We start from the raw sequence: 19,143 nt of genomic DNA, 5'->3' as shown, positions 1-19,143 counted from the left end.
GCGCCTGAGCACTGGCGTGGACGCCTCGTGGCGTGGAAGGACTACGTCGAAGGGGCGTCGGCGGTGTCGTCCGAGTCGTCTGCGTCGTCGGTCCAGCCGTAGGTGCGTTCGACGGCCTTGTTCCACCCTCGGTAGAGGCGTTCGCGGTCGGCGTCGTCCATCTGCGGCTCCCAGGTCTTGTCCTGCGCCCAGTTGTCGCGGATGTCGTCCTCGCTCTTCCAGAATCCCACCGCGAGGCCCGCGGCATACGCGGCGCCGAGCGCGGTGGTCTCGTTCACGACGGGCCGGGTGACGGGGACGTCGAGGATGTCGGACTGGAACTGCATGAGCGTCTCGTTGACGACCATGCCGCCGTCCACCTTGAGCGAGCTCAGCTCGACGCCGGAGTCGGCGCGCATCGCCTCGATGACCTCGCGGGTCTGGTACGCGGTGGCCTCGAGTGCGGCGCGGGCGAGGTGCCCCTTGTTGACGAAGCGGGTCAGGCCGGCGATCACGCCGCGGGCATCCGACCGCCAGCGGGGTGCGAACAGGCCCGAGAACGCGGGCACGAAGTAGGCGCCACCGTTGTCGTCGACGGTCTTGGCGAGCGGCTCGATGTCCTTGGCGGACTGGATGATTCCCAGGTTGTCGCGCAGCCACTGGACGAGGGATCCGGTGACGGCGACCGAGCCCTCGAGTGCGTAGACGGCGGGCTTGTCGCCCAGCTTGTAGCAGACCGTGGTGAGCAGGCCGTGCTCGCTGTGGATCGGGGTGGTTCCGGTGTTGAGCAGCAGGAAGTTTCCGGTGCCGTAGGTGTTCTTGGCCTCGCCCTCGGACAGGCATGCCTGCCCGAACGTCGCGGCCTGCTGATCGCCGAGGATGCCCGCGATGGGGATGCCGGCGGAGATGCCGGGCAGCGCGAGATCGCCGTACACCTCGGACGAGCTGCGGATCTCCGGCAGCATCGACATCGGAATGCCCATCGCGTCGCAGATGTCCCGATCCCAGTCGAGTGTCTGCAGATTCATCAGCATCGTGCGTGACGCGTTGGTCACGTCCGTGATGTGCAGCCCGCCCGTGAGGTTCCAGACGATCCACGAGTCGATCGTGCCGAAACACAGCTCGCCTGCCTCGGCGCGCTCGCGGGCGCCGTCGACGTTGTCGAGGACCCACCGCACCTTGGGGCCCGAGAAGTACGTCGACAGCGGCAGGCCGGTGGCGTCGCGGAATCGCCCGCGGCCCTCGTCGCCGGCCAGTTCGTCGCACAGCCGATCGGTACGGGTGTCCTGCCAGACGATCGCGTTGTAGACGGGTTCACCGGTTTCGCGGTCCCACACCACGGTGGTCTCGCGCTGATTCGTGATGCCGACCGCCGCGATGTCCTGCGCGGTGAGGTTCGTCTTCGCGAGCACCGAGCCGACCATCTCGCGGGTGTTGCTCCACAGTTGGTTCGCATCGTGTTCCACCCAGCCCGGTTTCGGGAAGATCTGGTCGTGCTCCTTCTGCGCGACGCCCACGACGCGACCGTCGTGGTCGAAGATCATGCATCGACTCGACGTGGTTCCCTGGTCGATCGCGGCGATGTACTGGCTCACGGGCATCCTCGTCTCTCGGGCAGTCTGGGCACGAAGCTACTAGCCTGGGGACAGATTTGCCGACAACAACGGGAGCCCGAGTTGGACAAGCAGCCTGGTGTGCAATTCCTCGGTCCGCAGCAGCGCGAGCAGGCCTGGGAGAAGTTGGGAACCGAGCAGTTCGACGTGGTGGTGATCGGCGGCGGCGTCGTCGGTGCCGGCGCGGCTCTCGACGCCGCGACCCGCGGGCTCAAGGTGGCGCTCGTGGAGGCACGCGATTTCGCGTCGGGCACGTCGTCCCGATCGTCGAAGATGTTCCACGGCGGACTGCGCTATCTGGAGCAGCTCGAGTTCGGTCTGGTCGCGGAGGCACTGCACGAGCGGGAACTGTCGATGTCGACGCTCGCGCCGCACCTGGTCAAGCCGTTGAAGTTCCTTTTCCCACTGACTCATCGGGTGTGGGAGCGGCCGTACATGGCGGCCGGATTCCTCCTGTACGACCGGATGGGCGGCGCGAAGTCGGTGCCCGCACAGAAACATCTGACGCGGGCGGGTGCGCTGCGGATGGCGCCCGGACTCAAGCGGCACTCGCTCGTCGGCGGAATCCGCTACTACGACACCGTCGTCGACGATGCCCGCCACACGATGACCGTGGCACGCACTGCGGCCCACTACGGTGCCGTGGTCCGGACGTCCACCCAGGTGGTGGGGTTCCTGCGGGAGGCCGACCGGGTGTCCGGCGTGCGGGTCCGTGATTCGGAGACCGGCGAGACCACCGAGGTCCGCGGCCACGTCGTCATCAATTCCACCGGGGTATGGACCGACGAGATCCAGTCGCTGTCCCGCCAACGCGGACGGTTCCGGGTGCGGGCGTCCAAGGGCGTGCACATCGTGGTTCCGCGCGACCGGATCGTGAGCGATGCCGCGATCATCCTGCGCACCGAGAAGTCGGTGCTGTTCGTGATTCCGTGGGGTGGCCACTGGATCATCGGGACCACCGACACCGACTGGAATCTCGACCTCGCGCATCCGGCCGCGACCAAGGCCGACATCGACTACATCCTCGGCCACGTCAACAAGGTGCTGGTCACTCCGCTCACGCCCGACGACATCGACGGCGTGTACGCGGGTCTGCGTCCGCTGCTGGCGGGGGAGAGCGACGAGACGTCGAAACTGTCGCGCGAGCATGCCGTCGCGCGTGTCGCGCCGGGGCTCGTCGCGATCGCCGGTGGCAAGTACACGACCTACCGGGTGATGGGGCAGGACGCCGTCGATCTGGCGTCGGAGGACATTCCGGCCCGTGTCGCGCCGTCCATCACCGAGAGGGTGCCGCTGGTCGGTGCCGACGGCTATTTCGCGCTGGTCAACCAGGCGGTGCATCTCGGTCAGCTGCACGGACTGCACCCGTACCGGGTCAAGCACCTGCTCGACCGGTACGGATCGCTCATCGACGAGGTCCTGGAACTGGGCAAGGATTCGCCCGAGTTGCTCCAACCGATCACCGATGCGCCCGACTACCTGCAGGTGGAGGCCGTGTACGCGGCCGCGGCCGAGGGCGCGCTGCATCTCGAGGACATCCTCGCGCGGCGCACCCGCATCTCGATCGAGTACCCGCACCGCGGCGTGAACTGCGCCGAGCAGGTGGCCAAGCTCGTCGCGCCGATCCTCGGCTGGGACGCGGCCATGATCGACCGCGAAGTGGAGACGTATCGGGCGCGCGTCGAGGCCGAGATCATGTCGCAGGCGCAGCCCGACGACGCGTCCGCCGATGCCCTGCGGGCCGCGGCCCCCGAGGCGCGGGCGGAGATCCTGGAGCCGGTGCAGAGCGGCAACTAGGCTTGATCGCCGCTAGTGGGTCAGCACGATCTTGAGGACGACGATCGCCGTCGCTACCACCGCGAGCGCGCCCGCGGCGATCAGGGTGTTGCCGGACGGCCGCTCGCCGCGCAGCCGGGTGATGACGAAGACCATCGACGCGATGCGGATGAGGATCGCGACCTCGGCGATCACCTGCGCGGTGAACGGCTCCAGCCACCCGAAGACCGCGGTCGCGAGGACAGCGATCGGCACGACCGCGGAACTGAGGACCGGCACCGAGTCGCGCAGCTCGGCCATTCGCTCGGTGGCCGTCAGTTGCCGGCCGGAGCGGACCGATTTGCCCACGCCCTCGGCGAAGGCGTGGGCAATGAAGGTCGACAGCGCGGTTCCGGCGACGATGGCGATGGTGCGGGTGTCGCTGCGGGCCACGGTCTCGGGGATGAGTGCCGCGAGGATCAGGATGTTGCCGTAAACGTACGCGCTGATGCGGCTCGCCGCGTTGTCCTTGTCGAGTGGCTTCGAGCGGCTCAGCAGTGGGCCGTGCATGAACGATTCGAGATCCGATGGCATGCATCAGAGCCTCGCACAGGGTCAGCCCACCGGTGGCGAGTAGTGGCTCGGATCGTCGCGATGCGCGAGCGGCGGCAGATTCCGGGCGGGCGTGTGCACGAGCGGCGCGTCGGCCGGTGACCGGCCACTGACCCGGTCGACGCCGCCGCGTGCCCGCGGATGCTTACGTTTGCGCTCCGGAACGAGACGGAAGGCGGCATTCACGAGCCTGCCGACGCGGCGGTGCGCCCATGCGTCCACCGGTCCCCAGCGGTAGCCGAGCAGGTCCCGCACGGGCTGGTCGTACATCCCGACCGTGAGCCACACGAACCCCTTCGACACCGGGATGCGGGCAACCCGCCAGATCGGCTCCGGCATCCACATCAGGAACGGTGGGCGGCCGAGGCCGGACAGGTCGAGCACGTCACGGGTGGCCTTGTTGTCCTCGAGAACGTTGCGGCACATGTGATCCCAGTACTTCTGGAAGTCCTCCCACGTCTGCGGCACCGGGCGCATGCTCATCCCGTACAGCCGGTACCACTGGATGTGCTCGGTGAACAGTTGCCGCTTCTGATCCTCGGTGATGCCGCCCATGAAGTTGTCGGCGGTGAGGATCGTGCCCACGAAGAACGTAGCGTGCGCCCAGTAGAACGTCTCCGGATCGAGTGCGTGGTAGCGGCGTCCCTTCGCGTCGACGCCCTTGATGTCGCGGTGGTAGTCGCGGACCTCCTCGGCCGTCTGCTGTGCGCGGTCGCCGTCGAACACCACGCCGCCGATCGGGTACAGCGACCGGAACAGACGTTCCCACCGCTCCTCGAAGAATCGGGAGTGCTCCTCCACACCGGCACCCAGTCCCGGGTGCATGTTCTGCATCGACCCCGCCCACAGGCCCTGGAGCATGCCGCGCCAGTCGCCGAAGTAGCGCCACGTGAGCGAGTCGGGACCGAGTGGGATCGGTGCCGACGTGTCCGAACGGGTCATGCGAGCCGCCTTCCGGAAGCAATTGACTACACCCGTTGTCAGATTAGGATCGGGGGCGGTACGCGGTCAAGGGTCGGAGGTGTGGTGGGTACGCAGCGGACGTGGGCGGGCACCGGCATCGAGGAGCGCCGTGCCGCCCGGCGCGACGCACTGCTCGCCGCAGGCATCGAACTACTGGGCGCGCAGGGCGGAGCGGCCGTCGGCGTCCGCGCGGTGTGCCGCGCCGCCGAGCTCACCGAACGGTACTTCTACGAGAGTTTCACGGACCGTGACCAATTCGCGCGAGCGGTGTACGACCACGTCGGCCGGCAGGCACACGACGCGCTCGTGGCGGCAATCGGCGCGGCGCCGACGCCCCCCGACCGCGCGGCCGCGGCGGTGTCGGCGTTCGTGGAGTTGATGGTCGACGACCCGGCGCGGGGCCGGGTGCTGCTGCTCGCGCCGCTCACCGAACCGGCACTGGGCGGGCAGGGACTGCAACTTGCTCCCGCATTCGTGCTCCTGGTGCACGAGCAGCTGTCGCAGATCACCGATCCCGACGCGCGGCAGATGACCGCCGTCGGCCTCGTGGGCGCACTGACCAGTCTGTTCATCGGCTACCTCGACGGCACGGTCACCGCCACCCGCGAACGGTTCGTGGCCCACTGCGTCGCGCTGGTCTCCGGGGCAGGTCAGCGCAGCGGCTGACAGTCGGGACAGGAGAAGATCGAACGTTCCCGGCCGGGTTCCTCACCGAACTCGTCGGCGACGATCAGCGTTCCGCAGCGCAGGCACGGCTTCCCGCCGCGCCCGTACACCCAGTCCCGGCGTCCGGGCCGCCGGTCACCGGTGGTGACCCGCACGATGCGATCGCGGTTCGCCCGCAGCAGTCGGTGTGCCAGATCCACTACTGCGGGCAGGTCCGGAACTCGGTTGGTGGGGGTGCGGGGATCGACGCCGCGCAGGAAGCAGATCTCGTTGCGGTACACGTTGCCGATGCCCGCCATGATGCGCTGGTCCAGCAGGGCCTCACCGATCGGACGGTGACCTGCCGCCGCCAGATTCGCGGTCGCCGCCGCAGCGTCCCAGTCCGGGCCGAGCAGGTCGGGGCCGAGATGGCCCACCGCGCTGTCCTCGTCGGAGGTCCCGAGCACCTCGGTGATGCCGAGTGAGAATCCCACGGCGACAGCATCATCGGTGCCCAGTACTATGCGGGCCTGATGCGCGGGACGTTTCCAGCGCGCACCCCGCGGATATACGTGCCACGCGCCCTCCATCTTCAGGTGCGTGTGGATCGTGTGCTCGCCGATGCGGGTGAGCAGATGCTTGCCGCGGGCGATCACCGAGTCGACCGGCTGTCCGGTCAGGTCGACCGTGGCGTACCGCGGCACCCTGATGTCGCACTCGGTGAGGACTCGTCCGGTGAGCGCCGCGTCGAGTCGGTGCGCCGTCTGCCAGACGGTGTCTCCCTCGGGCATCGCCTCACGCCCGCAATCGGTAGCCGCGCGGGGTAGCGGAGAAGCCCACCTCCGCGAGCAACTGGCCGAAGTCGTTGCCGTGGATGGTGGTGCCGTCGACCTTCTCGACCACGACCTTGTCGATACCTCCGCGCTTGACGGTGCCGGCGAGCGATTCGGCGGCGGTGCGCAGCGCGCCGATGTCGCCGGTGAACGTGAGCACGGTGCGGCCACCGCGCTCGACGAACAGCACCAGTTCGCCCTCGACGAGGACCACCAGGCCACCGGCCTTGCGCCCGGGCCGGTGCCGCGGTGCGTCCTCGACCGATACCGACGGGGGCCACGGCAGCGCCGCGCCGTACGGGTTGGCGGGATCGCACGCCGCGAGCGTGACGGCGGGGATGGACGTGTGCCGGCCTTCGATCGAGTCGCTGTAGCCGCGCAGGCGGTCGACCACGTCGGACGTGGAGAACTGGGCCCCGCCGAGGGTGTCGACGAAGTATCCGCGGCGGCAGCGGCCACCGTCCTCGAAGCCGCTGAAGACCTTGTACATCAACGCGAATCCGCCGGGAACGTTCTCGCTCACCACTGGTCCGCGGGTGACGACGCCGTAGCGCTCGAGCAGCAGGTCCGCGGTGGCGTGCGCGCGCAGCGTCGGATCCGGCTCGGGTCCGGGGAGCAGCGACCAGCGTCCTCCAGCGGTGGGCGGTCCGGGCCGGGTGGGCATGGTGGGCCGGCCCAGCCGCCGGTAGGCGTGCGCGCGCGGAGCGCGCCGCGGAGTGCGGTGGCTGGGGGTGGCCCGTGAGGTGTCCGACAGCAGCGCCCGCAGCGGGGCGAGCGTGTCGTTGCCGATGTATCCGGCCCACACCAGGTCCCACAGCGCGGAGGTCAGTGCGGGATCGTCGGTCGCGCCGAGTGTGTCCGACAGTTGCCGGAAGAAGTACGCGCCGCCGCCGGAGAGAGTGTCGAGAACGGCGCGGTGCATCTCGGTGAGCTCGATGTCGGAGGGCGCGGCGAGCGTGAGCGGCGACGACTCGGCCAGGTGCAGGCTCACCCAGCCGTCCTTGCCGGAGATCTGCCCGGCGCCCGCCCACAGCACCTCGCCCGTGGAGGTGAGTTCGTCGAGCATCGCGGGGGAGTAGTCGCGGACACGGGCGCCCAGGATCAGGGTCTCGAGTGCGGACGCCGGAACCGGAACTCCTGCAAGCTGTTCCACGACCGTCGCGACACCGTCGATGCCGCGCAGCGAGCCCCCGACATGCTGCCAGCCCGGCAGGAACCGGCCGAGAGTCGCGGTGCTCACCGGTTCGACGTCCTCGCGGGCCGCGGCCAGCGAACGCCGGCGCAGGCGCCGCAGCACCTCTGCATCGCACCACTCGCTGCCGGTCGAGCCGGGACGGAACTCGCCCTCGACCACTCGTTTCTCGTTCGCGAGCCGGACCAGCACGTCCCGGGCGACGGCCGACCCGATGCCGAACCGGTCGGCGGCCTCGGCGAGGGTGAACGGACCGTGGGTGCGCGCGAAGCGACTCAGTAGATCACCCAGTGGGTCGTCGACCGGTTCGGTGAACGCCGCGGGCGTGCCGATCGGCAACGGCACACCGAGTCCGTCACGCAGCCGGGCCGCGTCCTCGATGGGACTCCACCAACGGCGGCCGGCGAACGAGACGTGCAGTGCGCGTCGGTGTTCCACCAGTTCCTCGAGCCACGGCAGCGGGTCGGCGACGGCGCGGGCGACCACTTCCTCGGTGGTGAGCGGACCCAGTAGGCGCAGCAGGTCGGCGACGCCCTCGACGTCGCGGGCGTGGCGCTCGGGGACCAGGCGCTGCAGTTCGCGCTCGGCCTTGTCGATGACGTCGGCGTCGAGCAACTCGCGCAGTTCCACCCGGCCGAGTAGTTCGGCGAGCAGCGTCGAGTCCAGCGACAGCGCGGCGGCACGACGTTCGGCGAGCGGACTGTCGCCCTCGTACATGAACGCGCCGACGTAGTCGAACAGCAGCGCACTCGCGAACGGTGACGGCGAGGCCGTCTCCACCTCGACGATGCGGATCTGCCGACGGCCGATGCGGCCGAACAGGTCCCGCAATGCGGGGAGGTCGTAGACGTCCTGCAGGCACTCGCGCACCGTTTCGAGCAGGATCGGGAACGTCGGGTACTTGCGGGCGACGTCGAGCAGTTGCGCCGAGCGCTGCCGCTGCTGCCACAGCGGTGCCCGCTTGCCGGGGGTGCGGCGCGGCAACAGCAGTGCGCGCGCGGCACATTCGCGGAACCGTGACGCGAACAGTGCCGAACCACCCACCTCGTCGGTGACGATGTCCTCGATCTCGTCGCGCTCGAACGCGAACAGTTCCGCGCCGGGCGGGTTGTCCTCGGTGTCGGGCAGGCGGACGATGATGCCGTCGTCGGACGCGGTGGGGGCCGCGTCGACGCCGAAGCGCTCCCGCAGCCGGGCGCCGACCGCGAGCGCCCACGGCGCGTGCACGCGTAGGCCGTAGGGGGAGTGCAGCACCAGGCGCCAGTCGCCGAGTTCGTCGCGGAACCGTTCCACCATCAGCGTCTTGTCGGTGGGCACGCGTCCGGTGGCCTGCTGCTGGTCGGCGATCAGTGCCGCGAGGTTGGTGGTGGCGTTGGTGTCGAGTCCGCTCGCAGTGAGCCGGGCGGCCACGTCGTCGGGGGAGCTGGTGGAAAGCTCGCGCAGGAACCCGCCGAGCGCCTCGCCGAGTTCGGCAGGGCGGCCCAGACCGTCGCCGTGCCAGAACGGCAGGCGTCCGGGCAGTCCGTACGCGGGGCTGACGAGCACGCGGTCGAACGTGATCTCCTCGATCCGCCAACTGGTGGCGCCGAGCGCGAACACGTCACCGACCCGGGACTCGTAGACCATCTCCTCGTCGAGTTCACCCACGCGTGATTGTCGCTCGCCCACCATGTAGACGGCGAAGAGGCCGCGGTCGGGAATGGCGCCGCCCGAGGTGACGGCGAGACGCTGCGATCCGGGGCGTCCGGTGAGGGTACCGGCGTCGCGGTCCCACACCAGCCGTGGTCGCAACTCGGCGAACTCGTCGGACGGATAGCGGCCCGCGAGAAGATCCAGCGTCGACTCGTAGGCCGACCGGGGCAGTGTCGCGAACGACCCGCTGCGACGGACCGTCTCGTACCAGTGCTCCACGTCGAGCGGTTCGAGTGCGGTGGCGGCGACGGTCTGCTGCGCCAGGATGTCGAGCGGATTGGCGGGGATTTCGAGAGCCTCGATCTTCCCGGTGGTCATGCGTTCGACGGTGACGGCGCAGTGGATGAGGTCGGTGCGGTGCTTGGGGAACAGCACGCCGCGGGAGATCTCGCCCACCTGGTGGCCGGCGCGGCCGACGCGCTGCAGTCCGCTCGCGACCGACGGCGGCGCCTCGACCTGGACGACGAGATCGACCGCGCCCATGTCGATGCCGAGTTCGAGGCTGCTGGTGGCGACGACGCAGCGCAGCCGGCCCGACTTGAGGTCGTCTTCGATGATGGCTCGCTGGTCCTTGCTGACCGAGCCGTGGTGGGCGCGGGCGAGGAGTGGATCGGCGCCGTAGTTGACCTCGGTGGGCGCCCCGATCTGCGCGGGCGGCTTGCCCTGTTTCTCGACGGTGCCGCCCAGGCGCTCGGCGTAGATCTCGTTGAGTCGGGCGGTGAGCTTCTCGGCGAGGCGGCGAGAGTTCGCGAACACGATGGACGAGCGATGGTCGAGGATCAGATCGACGATCTGCTCCTCGACGTGCGGCCAGATGGACCCGGCCTGCGGCGCCGGTGACATCGAGTCCGGATCCGGTTCCGCGACACCCAGTTCGGTCATGTCCTCGACCGGCACCCGCACCGTGAGATCGAACGTCTTCGCCGCCGGCGGTGCCACGATCCGGATGGGGGCGGCGCCGGCGAGGAACCGGCCCACCTCCTCGTGCGGACGCACGGTCGCCGACAGTCCGATCCGCTGGGCGGGCTTCGCGAGAAGCTGATCGAGACGCTCGAGCGACAGCGCGAGGTGCGCGCCGCGTTTGGTGCCGGCGACCGCGTGGACCTCGTCGACGATCACCGTGTCGACCGCCGTGAGCGTCTCCCTCGCCGACGACGTGAGCATCAGGAACAGTGACTCGGGCGTGGTGATGAGGATGTCCGGCGGGGTCTTGATCAGCTTGCGGCGCTCACCGGTGGGGGTGTCGCCGGAACGTACCCCCACGCGGATCTCCGGCGGCTCGGCGCCGAGCCGTTTCGCGGTCTGGGTGATCCCGACCAGCGGGGCACGCAGGTTCCGCTCGACGTCGACGCCCAGCGCCTTGAGCGGCGAGATGTACAGGACGCGGGTGGCCCGGTCGGTCTCCGTCGACGTCGCCAGCTGGTCCAGCGCCCACAGGAACGCCGACAGGGTCTTGCCGGAGCCGGTGGGTGCCACGACGAGGGTGTGCGACCCGCTCGCGATGGAATCCCACGCTCCGAGTTGTGCGGCCGTGGGCGCGTCGAAGGCGCCGTCGAACCACTCCCGGGTGGGGGCGGAGAAGCGGTCGAGGACGGCGTCCATGCGCTCCATCTTGCCCGCAGGGTCCGACACGCACTTTCAGCCCGCGTCCGAGCGGCACCTCGTAGTAGCTTCCTGAACAAACGATCAGTCTTCACGAAGGACGGGCGGGGCGGCATGGAGACGTTGATGATGGTGCTCGAGCTCGCCGTCGTGCTGGGGGCGATCGTGATGGGCACCCGATCGAGCGGTGTCGCGCTCGGTCTGTGGGGTGGCGCGGGCGTCGCGGTGCTGGTGTTCGTGTTCGGCGAGGACGTCGGAACCCCACCCGTCGATGCGCTGCTCATCGTCCTGTCGGTGGTGCTGGCATCGTCGATGATGCAGGTGGCCGGCGGCATCGACTGGATGGTGACGATCGCGGCGAGACTGATCTCGCGGCGACCCAAACAGATCACGCTGATCGCGCCGCTCGTGGCATTCCTGTTCTCGGTGGGCGCCGGGACCTCGAACATCCTGTACCCGCTGCTGCCGGTGATCTACGACCTGTCCTACCGCAACGGGGTCCGGCCGTCGCGGCCGCTGTCGCTGTCGGTGGTGGCGACCGGCGTCGCGCTCGCCTGCAGCCCGGTGTCGGCGGCAATGGCCGCGATGGTGACGCTCACGGATGTCTCCCCGTACGACTTCGAACTGATCGACATCATCAAGATCACGCTGCCGGCCGCGATCATCGGCATCGTCATCTCGTCGTTCGTCGTCAACAAGTTGGGCAAGGAACTGCGCGACGACCCCGAGGTGCAGGCCCGGATCAAGTCAGGTGAGCTCGAGGTCGCCGGGGCGGGCGGCCCGGGAACACTGAAGCTCGAGTCGACCACGAAGGGTCGCAATGCCGCGCTGATCTTCCTCGCCGGCGTCGCCGCGATCGTCGTGTTCGGTCTGTTCAAGGGCATCCGTCCCGACGCCGCCGACGGCACCCCGCTCGGCATGACGCCGATCATCGAGATGATCATGTTCGTCGTCGGCACCGTGATCCTGCTGGTGTCACGGCCCGACGTCTCGGCGGTGCCCGCCTCGACGGTGTTCCGCGCCGGCATGGTCTCGGCGATCGCGCTGTTCGGCCTGGCGTGGCTGACCGACACCTTCATCAGCGCCCACAGCGAGACCATCACCGACACCGTCGGCGATCTGGTCCAGGCCGCGCCGTGGATCTTCGCGCTCGGCGTGTTCCTCGTCTGCGTGCTCACCACCAGCCAGTCCACCGCGACGAGAACCATCGTGCCGATCGGTCTCGCCGCCGGCATTGCGCCGGGCGTCATCAGCGGCATGTGGGCCGGTGCCTTCGCGGGTGTCTACCTGCTGCCCACCAACGGCTCCCAGATCGCGGCCGCCAACTTCGACCTCTCGGGCACCACCAAGCTCGGCACCAAGCTCGTCGACCACTCCTTCTTCGTTCCCACCGTGGTACTCGCCGTCACGACCGTCGCGGCGGGTGCGGGGCTGGGTATGTTGCTGGGCTGAGAACGTCGAGGTCTCCCGGCATCACAGCTCGTTCAGGATGTCTTCGACGTGCAGGAACGGGGAGAAGTGCCCGCCGGGCACGTAGCGCGCCTCGCACTGAGCGAGGCGGTCGGCCCATCGCCGCGCCGATTCGACCGGAACCTTCGGGTCCTCGGTCCCGTGCCACAACCGGACTGCGCTGCGGACGTCCTCCGGTTCGAATCCCCAGGGCCGCAGATACTGCCGGAGGTCCCCGGCAGTGGCGGCCCCGCCTTGGCGCGAGGCTTCTCGTGTGTCGGAGACGAACGCTGCCCGACGGGCATCGTCGTCGAGGAATGAGCGGAAAGCCTGCCGATCGGGCATCGGAAGCGCGCGCTCCATTCTCGTGATCAGCGTGTCGGTCTCTCCGTCGGCGGCTCGTGCCAGCATCGACGAGGAGACCTGACAGAGCTTCTGCAGCACCCGCGGCGCATGGCGCGCAAGTCGCCAGTAGAGGGCGTCGCCCCGGCTGGCGGGGGTCCACCGTTCGTGGGCGCCGATCGGAGGCATGCCGCTGAGAATCGTCGTACCCGAGACGAGGTCGGGTCGTCGGACCGCCAGTGCCAACGCCGGTCCCGCACCCATCGACACACCCATCACGGACACCCGCTGCAGACCGAGATGCGCGGCGAGCGCGGACCCGTCCGCGGCCCATTGCAGAAATCCCGCGTCCGGGTGTGGTGACGAGAGCCCGTAGTGCGGGCGGTCCACGGCGATGATCCGGACCGCACTCCGCTCGAGCACGTCGGCAGGCAGGGCCCAGCCGGCCATCCACCGAGAAGAGGCGTAACCGTGGACGAAGAGGCATGGCTTGCCGGCGGGGTCCCCGAACTCGGCGTATCCGATCCGGCGGCCGTCTTCGAGTTCGATGCTTTTCGAGTTGTCGGTCATGCGGAAGCCGACTCCTCGAGGGGCGGCCAGGTCGCGACGGTCTCGATTGCCCATTCGGCCCAGGAGATCATCGCCTCGAGGCGCCGTATTCCTGCTTCCAGACCGAGTAGAGCGGCCCGGTCTGCAGGACTGGCGAGATCGAGGCCCGACTTCAGTGCTCGCATTCCGCGTAGTCGGGCTCGGTGGTACTCGAGTTCGCCGGAGAGGAATGCTGTCGCCTCGTCGGGTTCGACAAGCCACAGCGCGAAGGAGCGAAGTACGGTCTCGTTGCGCAACGAGTGGTCCGGCGTGGTCGCGGTCAACCAGTGGTGCAGCGAGGCCCGGCCGGCGTCCGTGATCTCGTACGGTTTACGGCCACGGGGCCCCTCGTCCTGCTCGCGGATCAAGCCTTCGGCGGCAAGACGTTTCAACTCGGGGTACACCTGCGTCGGCTTGGCGTGCCAGACGAACTTGAGCATTCCGTCGAACTCGTGGCCGATGTCGTACCCACTACGGGGTTGTCCGGCGATCAGAACGAGCAGAGCCATTCGGAGGGACATGACTGAACTATGACACTAAAAAATTTGAATGTCACGCGGGTGCGCTTGGATAATGCTGCGGGGGCATGTCCCGGTGCCCTGCCTGCGTGACAAGGAGCGAATGAACGTGGACGATGCGATCGGCTCTCCGCCGCTCGACCTGGGGGCTCATCTGCCGCGACTGACTGCTCGCGGGGTGATTCTCAGTCTCCTCGTGAGCAATCATCCGGAGCGGCCGACTCCGGGGCAGGTCGTTCGTGCGGCGCGCGTGTTCGGAATCAAGGAATCAGCGGCGCGAGTCGCGTTGAGTCGGATGGTGTCCGGCGGTGACCTGATCCGCACCCCCGACGGGTTCCGGCTGAGCGGACCGCTCCTCGAGCGACGCCAACGCGTCATGCACGAGGTCGAGCAGGAGACCCTCCCGTGGAACGGGGCGTGGGAGATCGTCGTCGTGACCGGGACCGGGCGCGATCCCGGCGACCGGGCTGCGCTGCGCGCGCGCCTGTCCCGGCTCCGCCTCGCCGAACTGCGCGAGGGGGTCTGGCTGCGCCCGGCCAATCTGGCGCGATCGCTCGACCTGGCCGACGAACCGGTGGAGGTGCTGACCGGAAGTCCGGTGCGCGACGTCGATGAACTCCTCGGATCGTTGTGGGACCTCCCGGCTTGGGAGATCGAGTCCCGGCGACTGCTGGACCTGATGGATCGGGCCGAGAGCACGGTCGACCGATTCACGGTCGCAACCGCGATCGTCCGACACCTTCTCACGGACCCGGTTCTGCCGCAGGAACTTCGACCGAATCCGTGGACGGTCGACCGCGTTCATGCGGCGTGGGTCGCGTACCAGGAGGAGTTCGTGTCGATTCCGGAGGTCGGCCACACGGACTGACCGAGTATTACCTATTGACTTCGACTGTTCGGAAAACGTAATGTCCGAATCAGGCAGTCGAAGGAGGCAGTCATGCAGACACACGAGGTGTTCAACCAGTCCGTACCGCTGTACGGCCACAATGTCGCCGAAGATCCGACCCTGCTCGAGGGCCTCGTCCGGGAGGGCGCCGCCTGGGCGGTCGACGACGTGAGCCGCCTCGGCGCGCTGGCAGGCACCGAGCACGTGCAGGAGCTGGGCCGGCTGGCGAACGAGAATCCGCCGGTCCTGCGGCCCTACGACCGATTCGGTCACCGCATCGACGACATCGAGTTCCATCCGGCGTGGCACGAGTTGATGTCCACGGCCGTCGCCAACGGGATGCACGGCGCGCCGTGGAGCGACCCCCGGTCAGGCAGCCACGTGGCGCGCGCCGCCAAGTTCTACGTGTGGAGCAACGTCGAAGCCGGTCACACCTGCCCGATCTCGGCGACGTACGCGTCGGTGCCGGCACTGCGGGACACGCCCGAACTGGCCGCGATCTACGAGCCGTTGCTGTCGAACGCCCTCTACGAGGGTGGCCTCCGGGCGCCGCTGGAGAAGCCGGGCCTGCTCGCGACGATGTCGATGACGGAGAAGCAGGGCGGCTCCGACATTCGTGCCAACACCACCCGCGCGACACTGCAGTCGGACGGGACGTACCGGATCGTCGGCCACAAGTGGTTCACATCCGCGACGATGGCCGATCTGTTCCTCGTCCTGGCGCAGACCGACGCCGGGGTCACCTGCTTCCTGGTGCCCCGCGTGCTGGAGGACGGCACTCGCAACAATGTTCGCCTGATGCGGCTCAAGGACAAGCTGGGAAATCGGTCGAACCCGTCGGCGGAGATCGAGTACGAGAACGCCGTCGCGTGGCGGATCGGTGACGAGGGCCGCGGTGTGCCGACGATCATCAAGATGGTCAACATGACCCGGCTCGACTGTCTGATCGGGGCGGCGTCGGGCATGCGCCGCGGCGTCACCCAGGCCGTGAATCACGCCACCCATCGGCAGGCATTCGGCAGGTACCTCATCGACCAGCCGTTGATGCGGAACGTCCTGGCCGACCTGGCGGTGGAGTCGGAGGCGGCATCGCTGCTGATGATGCGCCTCGCGGGCGCTCACGACCGTGCCACGCGCGGAGACACCGCGGAGTCCGACTTCCTGCGTCTGGCGCTCGCGGTCGGCAAGTACTGGGTGTGCAAGCGGTGGCCCGCGCACGCGGCCGAGGCGATGGAGTGCTTCGGGGGCAACGGCTTCATCGAGGAGTCTCAGATGCCGCGCCTGTTCCGGGAATCCCCGCTCAACGGGATCTGGGAGGGCAGCGGAAACGTCGCGGCGCTCGATGTGCTGCGCGCGATGGCCAAGAACCCGGGCACGGTCGAGGCATTCTTCGGCGAGGTGGCTCTGGCCGGCCCCGAACCGAGCATCCAGCGCGCGGTCGGCGAGATCCGTTCCCAGCTGACCGATCTGGCGGACGCCGAGGTCCTGGCCCGCCGCGTGATCGAGCAGATGGCGCTGGTCCTGCAGGCGTCGCTCCTGGTCCGCCACGGCAATCATGCGGTCGCCGACGCCTTCATCACGACGCGGCTGAACTGCGATCGTGGCAGCGTGTACGGCACGCTGCCCGCCGGCGTGGACTTCGCGACAATCATCGATCGCGTCACCTCGAAGGTCGGCTGACTGAGCTGACCTCGGCCCGGAACACTATGTCGAAGGAGTCGATCAATGCAGGGAATCGGTGACTGGGCCACCCGGCGGGCCCAATTGAGCGGCGACAAGGTCGCTTTCGTGTCCGGCGAGCGCTCGTGCACATACGGCGAGTTCGAGGACCGGACGAACCGGCTGGCGAACCAGATACGGGATCGGTTCGGTGTCAGGCGCGGAGACCGCATCGCCGCGGTCGTGCCCACGTCCGTGGAATGCCTCGAGATCCTCTTCGCGGCGGCGAAGCTCGGCGCCATCTTCACGCCGATCAACGTGCGGCTCACGGCGTCCGAGATCGGTTATGTACTGGCCGATCTCGGCGCGCAACTGCTCTTCGTGCACGGAGCGTTCGCACAGGCGTCCGAGGCCGTGAACGAACCGGGCGTGCGGGTGAGTGACGTCGTCGCCCTGGGGGCGGAGTACGACGAGATCGTGGCGGCGGCCGATCCGGAACCGTTGCCGGCACTGACGGACCGACACGACGTGGCGGTCATCATGTACACGTCCGGCACCACGGGGCGGCCCAAGGGCGCCATGATCACGCACGAGAACCTGCGGGCGAACGCGGCCGCCGTCGTCTCGGCGTTCGGGCTGCGATCGTCCGACGTCACCGTGACGGCACTGCCGATGTTCCACATCGGCGGGCTGGGGCTCTACACGCTGCCCTTCATCTATCTGGGCGCCAGGAACGTGATCATGCCGTCGTTCGATCCGGTCGCGGTCCTCGACGCGGTGGTGGCGCATCGAGCGACCCAACTGCTGCTGGTGCCCACGATGTGGCAGGCCGTCATGGGTGTTCCCGATCTGGAGGGCTACGACCTGTCCTCGCTCGATTGCGCCCTGACGTCCGGTGCGCCCGCGCCCGTTTCGGTGCTGGACTTCCTGGCCCGCAGCGGCATCCCGTTCCGGGAAGGGTTCGGGATGACCGAATGCGCGCCGTCGATCTCCCTGCTCGACTCCGAGTACGTGCGGGAGAAGGCCGGATCGATCGGCCGGCCGCTCTTCGGTATCGACACGCGGTTGGTCGACGACCTGGACCGCGACGTGCCCGTCGGAACGGTCGGGGAGCTGCTGGTCCGCGCCGACAACGTGTTCGCCGGGTACTGGATGCGTCCCGAGGAGACCTCCCACGCGCTGCGGGGTGGGTGGTTCCACACCGGGGACATGGCTCGGGTGGACGACGAGGGTTTCATCACCCTGGTCGACCGGAAGAAGGACATGCTCATCAGTGGCGGCGAGAACGTCTACTCCCGCGAGGTGGAGGTGGCGATCGCGGAGATGCCCGGTGTGCGCGACGTCGCGGTGGTCGCGGCGGCGCACGAGAAGTGGGGCGAGACCCCGGTGGCCTTCGTCGTGCCGACCGACGGCGCCGCACTCACCGAGGACGACGTCATCGCCTTCGCGCGGCAGCGGCTGGCACGGTTCAAGGTGCCGACCCGGGTCCGGTTCCTCGAGGCACTTCCGACGACGGCCACGGGCAAGGTGCAGAAGAACGCGCTGCGCGATCGCCTCGTCACCGGGACGGTCTGAGCGGGAACTCGCTCCGGTACTCGGCCCAGCTCGCCGCGCACGCGTGGGCGAGGCGGTCGATCCGGTCCTGATCGGCGGCCGGCCAGTCGACACCCGGCTCCATCAGTTCGGCCGTCGCCTCGTCGCCGATCAGGAACTCGCGCCGGAACTCGGCCTGCACCGCGCCGAGGACCACCCCGGCCGCCTCGGCACGGTGCCGCAGCGCCGCGAAACGTGCTGCGGCCGCGATGATCTCCTGGCTGCCCAGGTACGGCTGGTTGAGCAGCACGGCGTCCGGATCGGCGGTGAAGTCGACGAAGCCCTTCCGGTGCGCCTGCGCGAGGGCGCGAATCCGTGCGGGGTCCATCGTGACCGGATCGTCGCCGCGCGGATTGCCGTCGTGGTCCCCGCGATTGGACAGGGCCACTACCTCCGGGAGCAGATCCGGCTCGGCGCGCAGCACGTCCACCGCGCCGTCGCGCCGGGTGGTGTGGTTCATCGTGTCGTGGAACGAGAGTGTCGTGAAGTCGGTGCCGCGGCGCAGCGCCAGTTCCGCCATCCGGTCGGCCAATCCGTCGCGGGTGCGCTCGTAGACACCCAGTCCGCGGTCCGCGACCTCGGTGAAGGTGTCGGCCAGACGTTTCCACCCGGCGTCGTCGGTGGGTTCGATCAGCAGCGGGTGGAACGAGAACGTCACCGGTCGGATGGCGTCGACTCCGCCGAGGTCGGCCCGGTTGCCCGGGCCGGCCTTCCGTACCCGCGCGAACGCCTCGCGCAGCGTCGCCTCGAGATCGCGGGGGCGTGCCCGGTTGGGATCGCGGATCATGCGCGGATGCGGGTTCTCCACGTACACGACGCGCGGGTCGATCTCGGCCCACCGGCGCACGATCGGCCCGGTGGACATATCGGTGAAATCGAACTGGAGCCTACGGGTGAACTCGGGTGCGAGGAACGGTGCGAGTTCCTCGGGGACGGCGTAGCCGGAATGCGGGCAGCTCACCAGCAGATCCGCCTCGGCCAACGCCTGGTCGAGCGTTCGATTGTCCGGGTCGGCGAAGAACACCAGGTCCTCGGGCGTGAATTCCGTTCCTGCAGGGACGAACAGCGGTGCGCCAGTCATGGCTCGACCCTAGCGTCCCGGAATCCTCTGGAGCGGTAGGGAAATGCGGTCGAATCGGACAGCGGTGTGCGCTGCCGAACGGGCGACGGGCCACGTCGTCAAAGATGCTCGGGATTCGGTCGAGAATCCCGGTAAGGC

The 19,143-nt window shown here is 68.8% G+C and carries 14 protein-coding genes; 6 read left to right on the top strand and 8 right to left on the bottom strand.

Annotation, left to right across the window (positions count from 1 at the left end; all coding sequences use genetic code 11):
* Nucleotides 1-41: 41 nt before the first annotated feature.
* A complete protein-coding gene (glpK, locus tag AC1RIF_RS22095; RefSeq protein WP_492603500.1) occupies nucleotides 42-1,580 on the bottom strand; it encodes a glycerol kinase GlpK in 1,539 nt (512 codons plus the stop codon).
* A 75-nt stretch (nucleotides 1,581-1,655) separates the two neighbouring features.
* Here glpK and AC1RIF_RS22090 point away from each other — a divergent pair, with 75 nt between their 5' ends.
* Nucleotides 1,656-3,389, top strand: a complete 1,734-nt coding sequence (locus AC1RIF_RS22090; RefSeq protein WP_492603499.1) for a glycerol-3-phosphate dehydrogenase/oxidase — start codon at nucleotides 1,656-1,658, stop codon at nucleotides 3,387-3,389.
* A 12-nt stretch (nucleotides 3,390-3,401) separates the two neighbouring features.
* Here the strand turns inward: AC1RIF_RS22090 and AC1RIF_RS22085 are convergent, their stop codons facing one another.
* Both AC1RIF_RS22085 and AC1RIF_RS22080 read right to left on the bottom strand, forming a co-directional pair.
* Entirely contained in the window at nucleotides 3,402-3,941 is a 540-nt protein-coding gene (locus tag AC1RIF_RS22085; RefSeq protein ID WP_492603498.1) for a hypothetical protein, read from the bottom strand.
* A gap of 21 nt (nucleotides 3,942-3,962) precedes the next feature.
* A complete protein-coding gene (locus AC1RIF_RS22080) occupies nucleotides 3,963-4,901 on the bottom strand; it encodes an oxygenase MpaB family protein (RefSeq protein WP_492603497.1) in 939 nt (312 codons plus the stop codon).
* An 84-nt stretch (nucleotides 4,902-4,985) separates the two neighbouring features.
* Here AC1RIF_RS22080 and AC1RIF_RS22075 point away from each other — a divergent pair, with 84 nt between their 5' ends.
* Nucleotides 4,986-5,588 carry a TetR/AcrR family transcriptional regulator gene (locus AC1RIF_RS22075; protein ID WP_492603496.1) on the top strand — a complete coding sequence of 201 codons (603 nt, stop codon included), beginning with the start codon at nucleotides 4,986-4,988 and terminating at the stop codon, nucleotides 5,586-5,588.
* Here AC1RIF_RS22075 and AC1RIF_RS22070 read toward each other — a convergent pair.
* Both AC1RIF_RS22070 and AC1RIF_RS22065 read right to left on the bottom strand, forming a co-directional pair.
* On the bottom strand, nucleotides 5,573-6,358 hold the full coding sequence (locus tag AC1RIF_RS22070; protein ID WP_492603495.1) for a DNA-formamidopyrimidine glycosylase family protein: 786 nt from the start codon (nucleotides 6,356-6,358) through the stop codon (nucleotides 5,573-5,575). The genes AC1RIF_RS22075 and AC1RIF_RS22070 overlap by 16 nt on opposite strands.
* Before the next feature lie 4 nt (nucleotides 6,359-6,362).
* Nucleotides 6,363-10,886 (bottom strand): ATP-dependent helicase, encoded by a 4,524-nt coding sequence (locus AC1RIF_RS22065; protein ID WP_492603530.1) that lies wholly within the window; start codon nucleotides 10,884-10,886, stop codon nucleotides 6,363-6,365.
* Nucleotides 10,887-11,000: 114 nt separating this feature from the next.
* Here AC1RIF_RS22065 and AC1RIF_RS22060 point away from each other — a divergent pair, with 114 nt between their 5' ends.
* Complete coding sequence (locus AC1RIF_RS22060) at nucleotides 11,001-12,338, top strand: anaerobic C4-dicarboxylate transporter family protein (protein WP_492603494.1); 1,338 nt, start codon at nucleotides 11,001-11,003, stop codon at nucleotides 12,336-12,338.
* Nucleotides 12,339-12,359: 21 nt separating this feature from the next.
* Here AC1RIF_RS22060 and AC1RIF_RS22055 read toward each other — a convergent pair whose 3' ends face one another.
* Both AC1RIF_RS22055 and AC1RIF_RS22050 read right to left on the bottom strand, forming a co-directional pair.
* Nucleotides 12,360-13,247: an alpha/beta fold hydrolase gene (locus AC1RIF_RS22055; protein ID WP_492603493.1), complete on the bottom strand. Its 888-nt coding sequence runs from the start codon at nucleotides 13,245-13,247 to the stop codon at nucleotides 12,360-12,362.
* A complete protein-coding gene (locus tag AC1RIF_RS22050; RefSeq protein WP_492603492.1) occupies nucleotides 13,244-13,786 on the bottom strand; it encodes a PadR family transcriptional regulator in 543 nt (180 codons plus the stop codon). Before AC1RIF_RS22050 ends, AC1RIF_RS22055 begins: the two co-directional genes overlap by 4 nt.
* Before the next feature lie 100 nt (nucleotides 13,787-13,886).
* On the opposite strand from AC1RIF_RS22050, the gene AC1RIF_RS22045 reads away from it, so the two are divergent.
* The 3 genes from AC1RIF_RS22045 (at nucleotide 13,887) to AC1RIF_RS22035 (ending at nucleotide 17,906) form a co-directional block, all read left to right on the top strand.
* The gene (locus AC1RIF_RS22045; protein ID WP_492603491.1) at nucleotides 13,887-14,651 is read left to right on the top strand and encodes a PaaX domain-containing protein, C- domain protein; all 765 of its coding nucleotides are present in this window, start codon (nucleotides 13,887-13,889) and stop codon (nucleotides 14,649-14,651) included.
* A 72-nt stretch (nucleotides 14,652-14,723) separates the two neighbouring features.
* Nucleotides 14,724-16,352 carry an acyl-CoA dehydrogenase family protein gene (locus AC1RIF_RS22040; RefSeq protein ID WP_492603490.1) on the top strand — a complete coding sequence of 543 codons (1,629 nt, stop codon included), beginning with the start codon at nucleotides 14,724-14,726 and terminating at the stop codon, nucleotides 16,350-16,352.
* Between the two features lie 45 nt (nucleotides 16,353-16,397).
* Nucleotides 16,398-17,906, top strand: coding sequence for an acyl-CoA synthetase (locus AC1RIF_RS22035; protein ID WP_492603489.1), 1,509 nt, complete (start codon nucleotides 16,398-16,400; stop codon nucleotides 17,904-17,906).
* Here the strand turns inward: AC1RIF_RS22035 and AC1RIF_RS22030 are convergent.
* On the bottom strand, nucleotides 17,890-19,005 hold the full coding sequence (locus AC1RIF_RS22030) for an N-formylglutamate amidohydrolase (RefSeq protein ID WP_492603488.1): 1,116 nt from the start codon (nucleotides 19,003-19,005) through the stop codon (nucleotides 17,890-17,892). The two genes, AC1RIF_RS22035 and AC1RIF_RS22030, sit on opposite strands and share 17 nt — an antisense overlap.
* Nucleotides 19,006-19,143: the final 138 nt, after the last annotated feature.

The sequence above is a fragment of the Prescottella sp. GW823-FHT02E09 genome (genome assembly GCF_058797375.1).
Note: the sequence above shows the minus strand (reverse complement) of the source record. Positions and strands in the feature narration are given on the sequence as shown.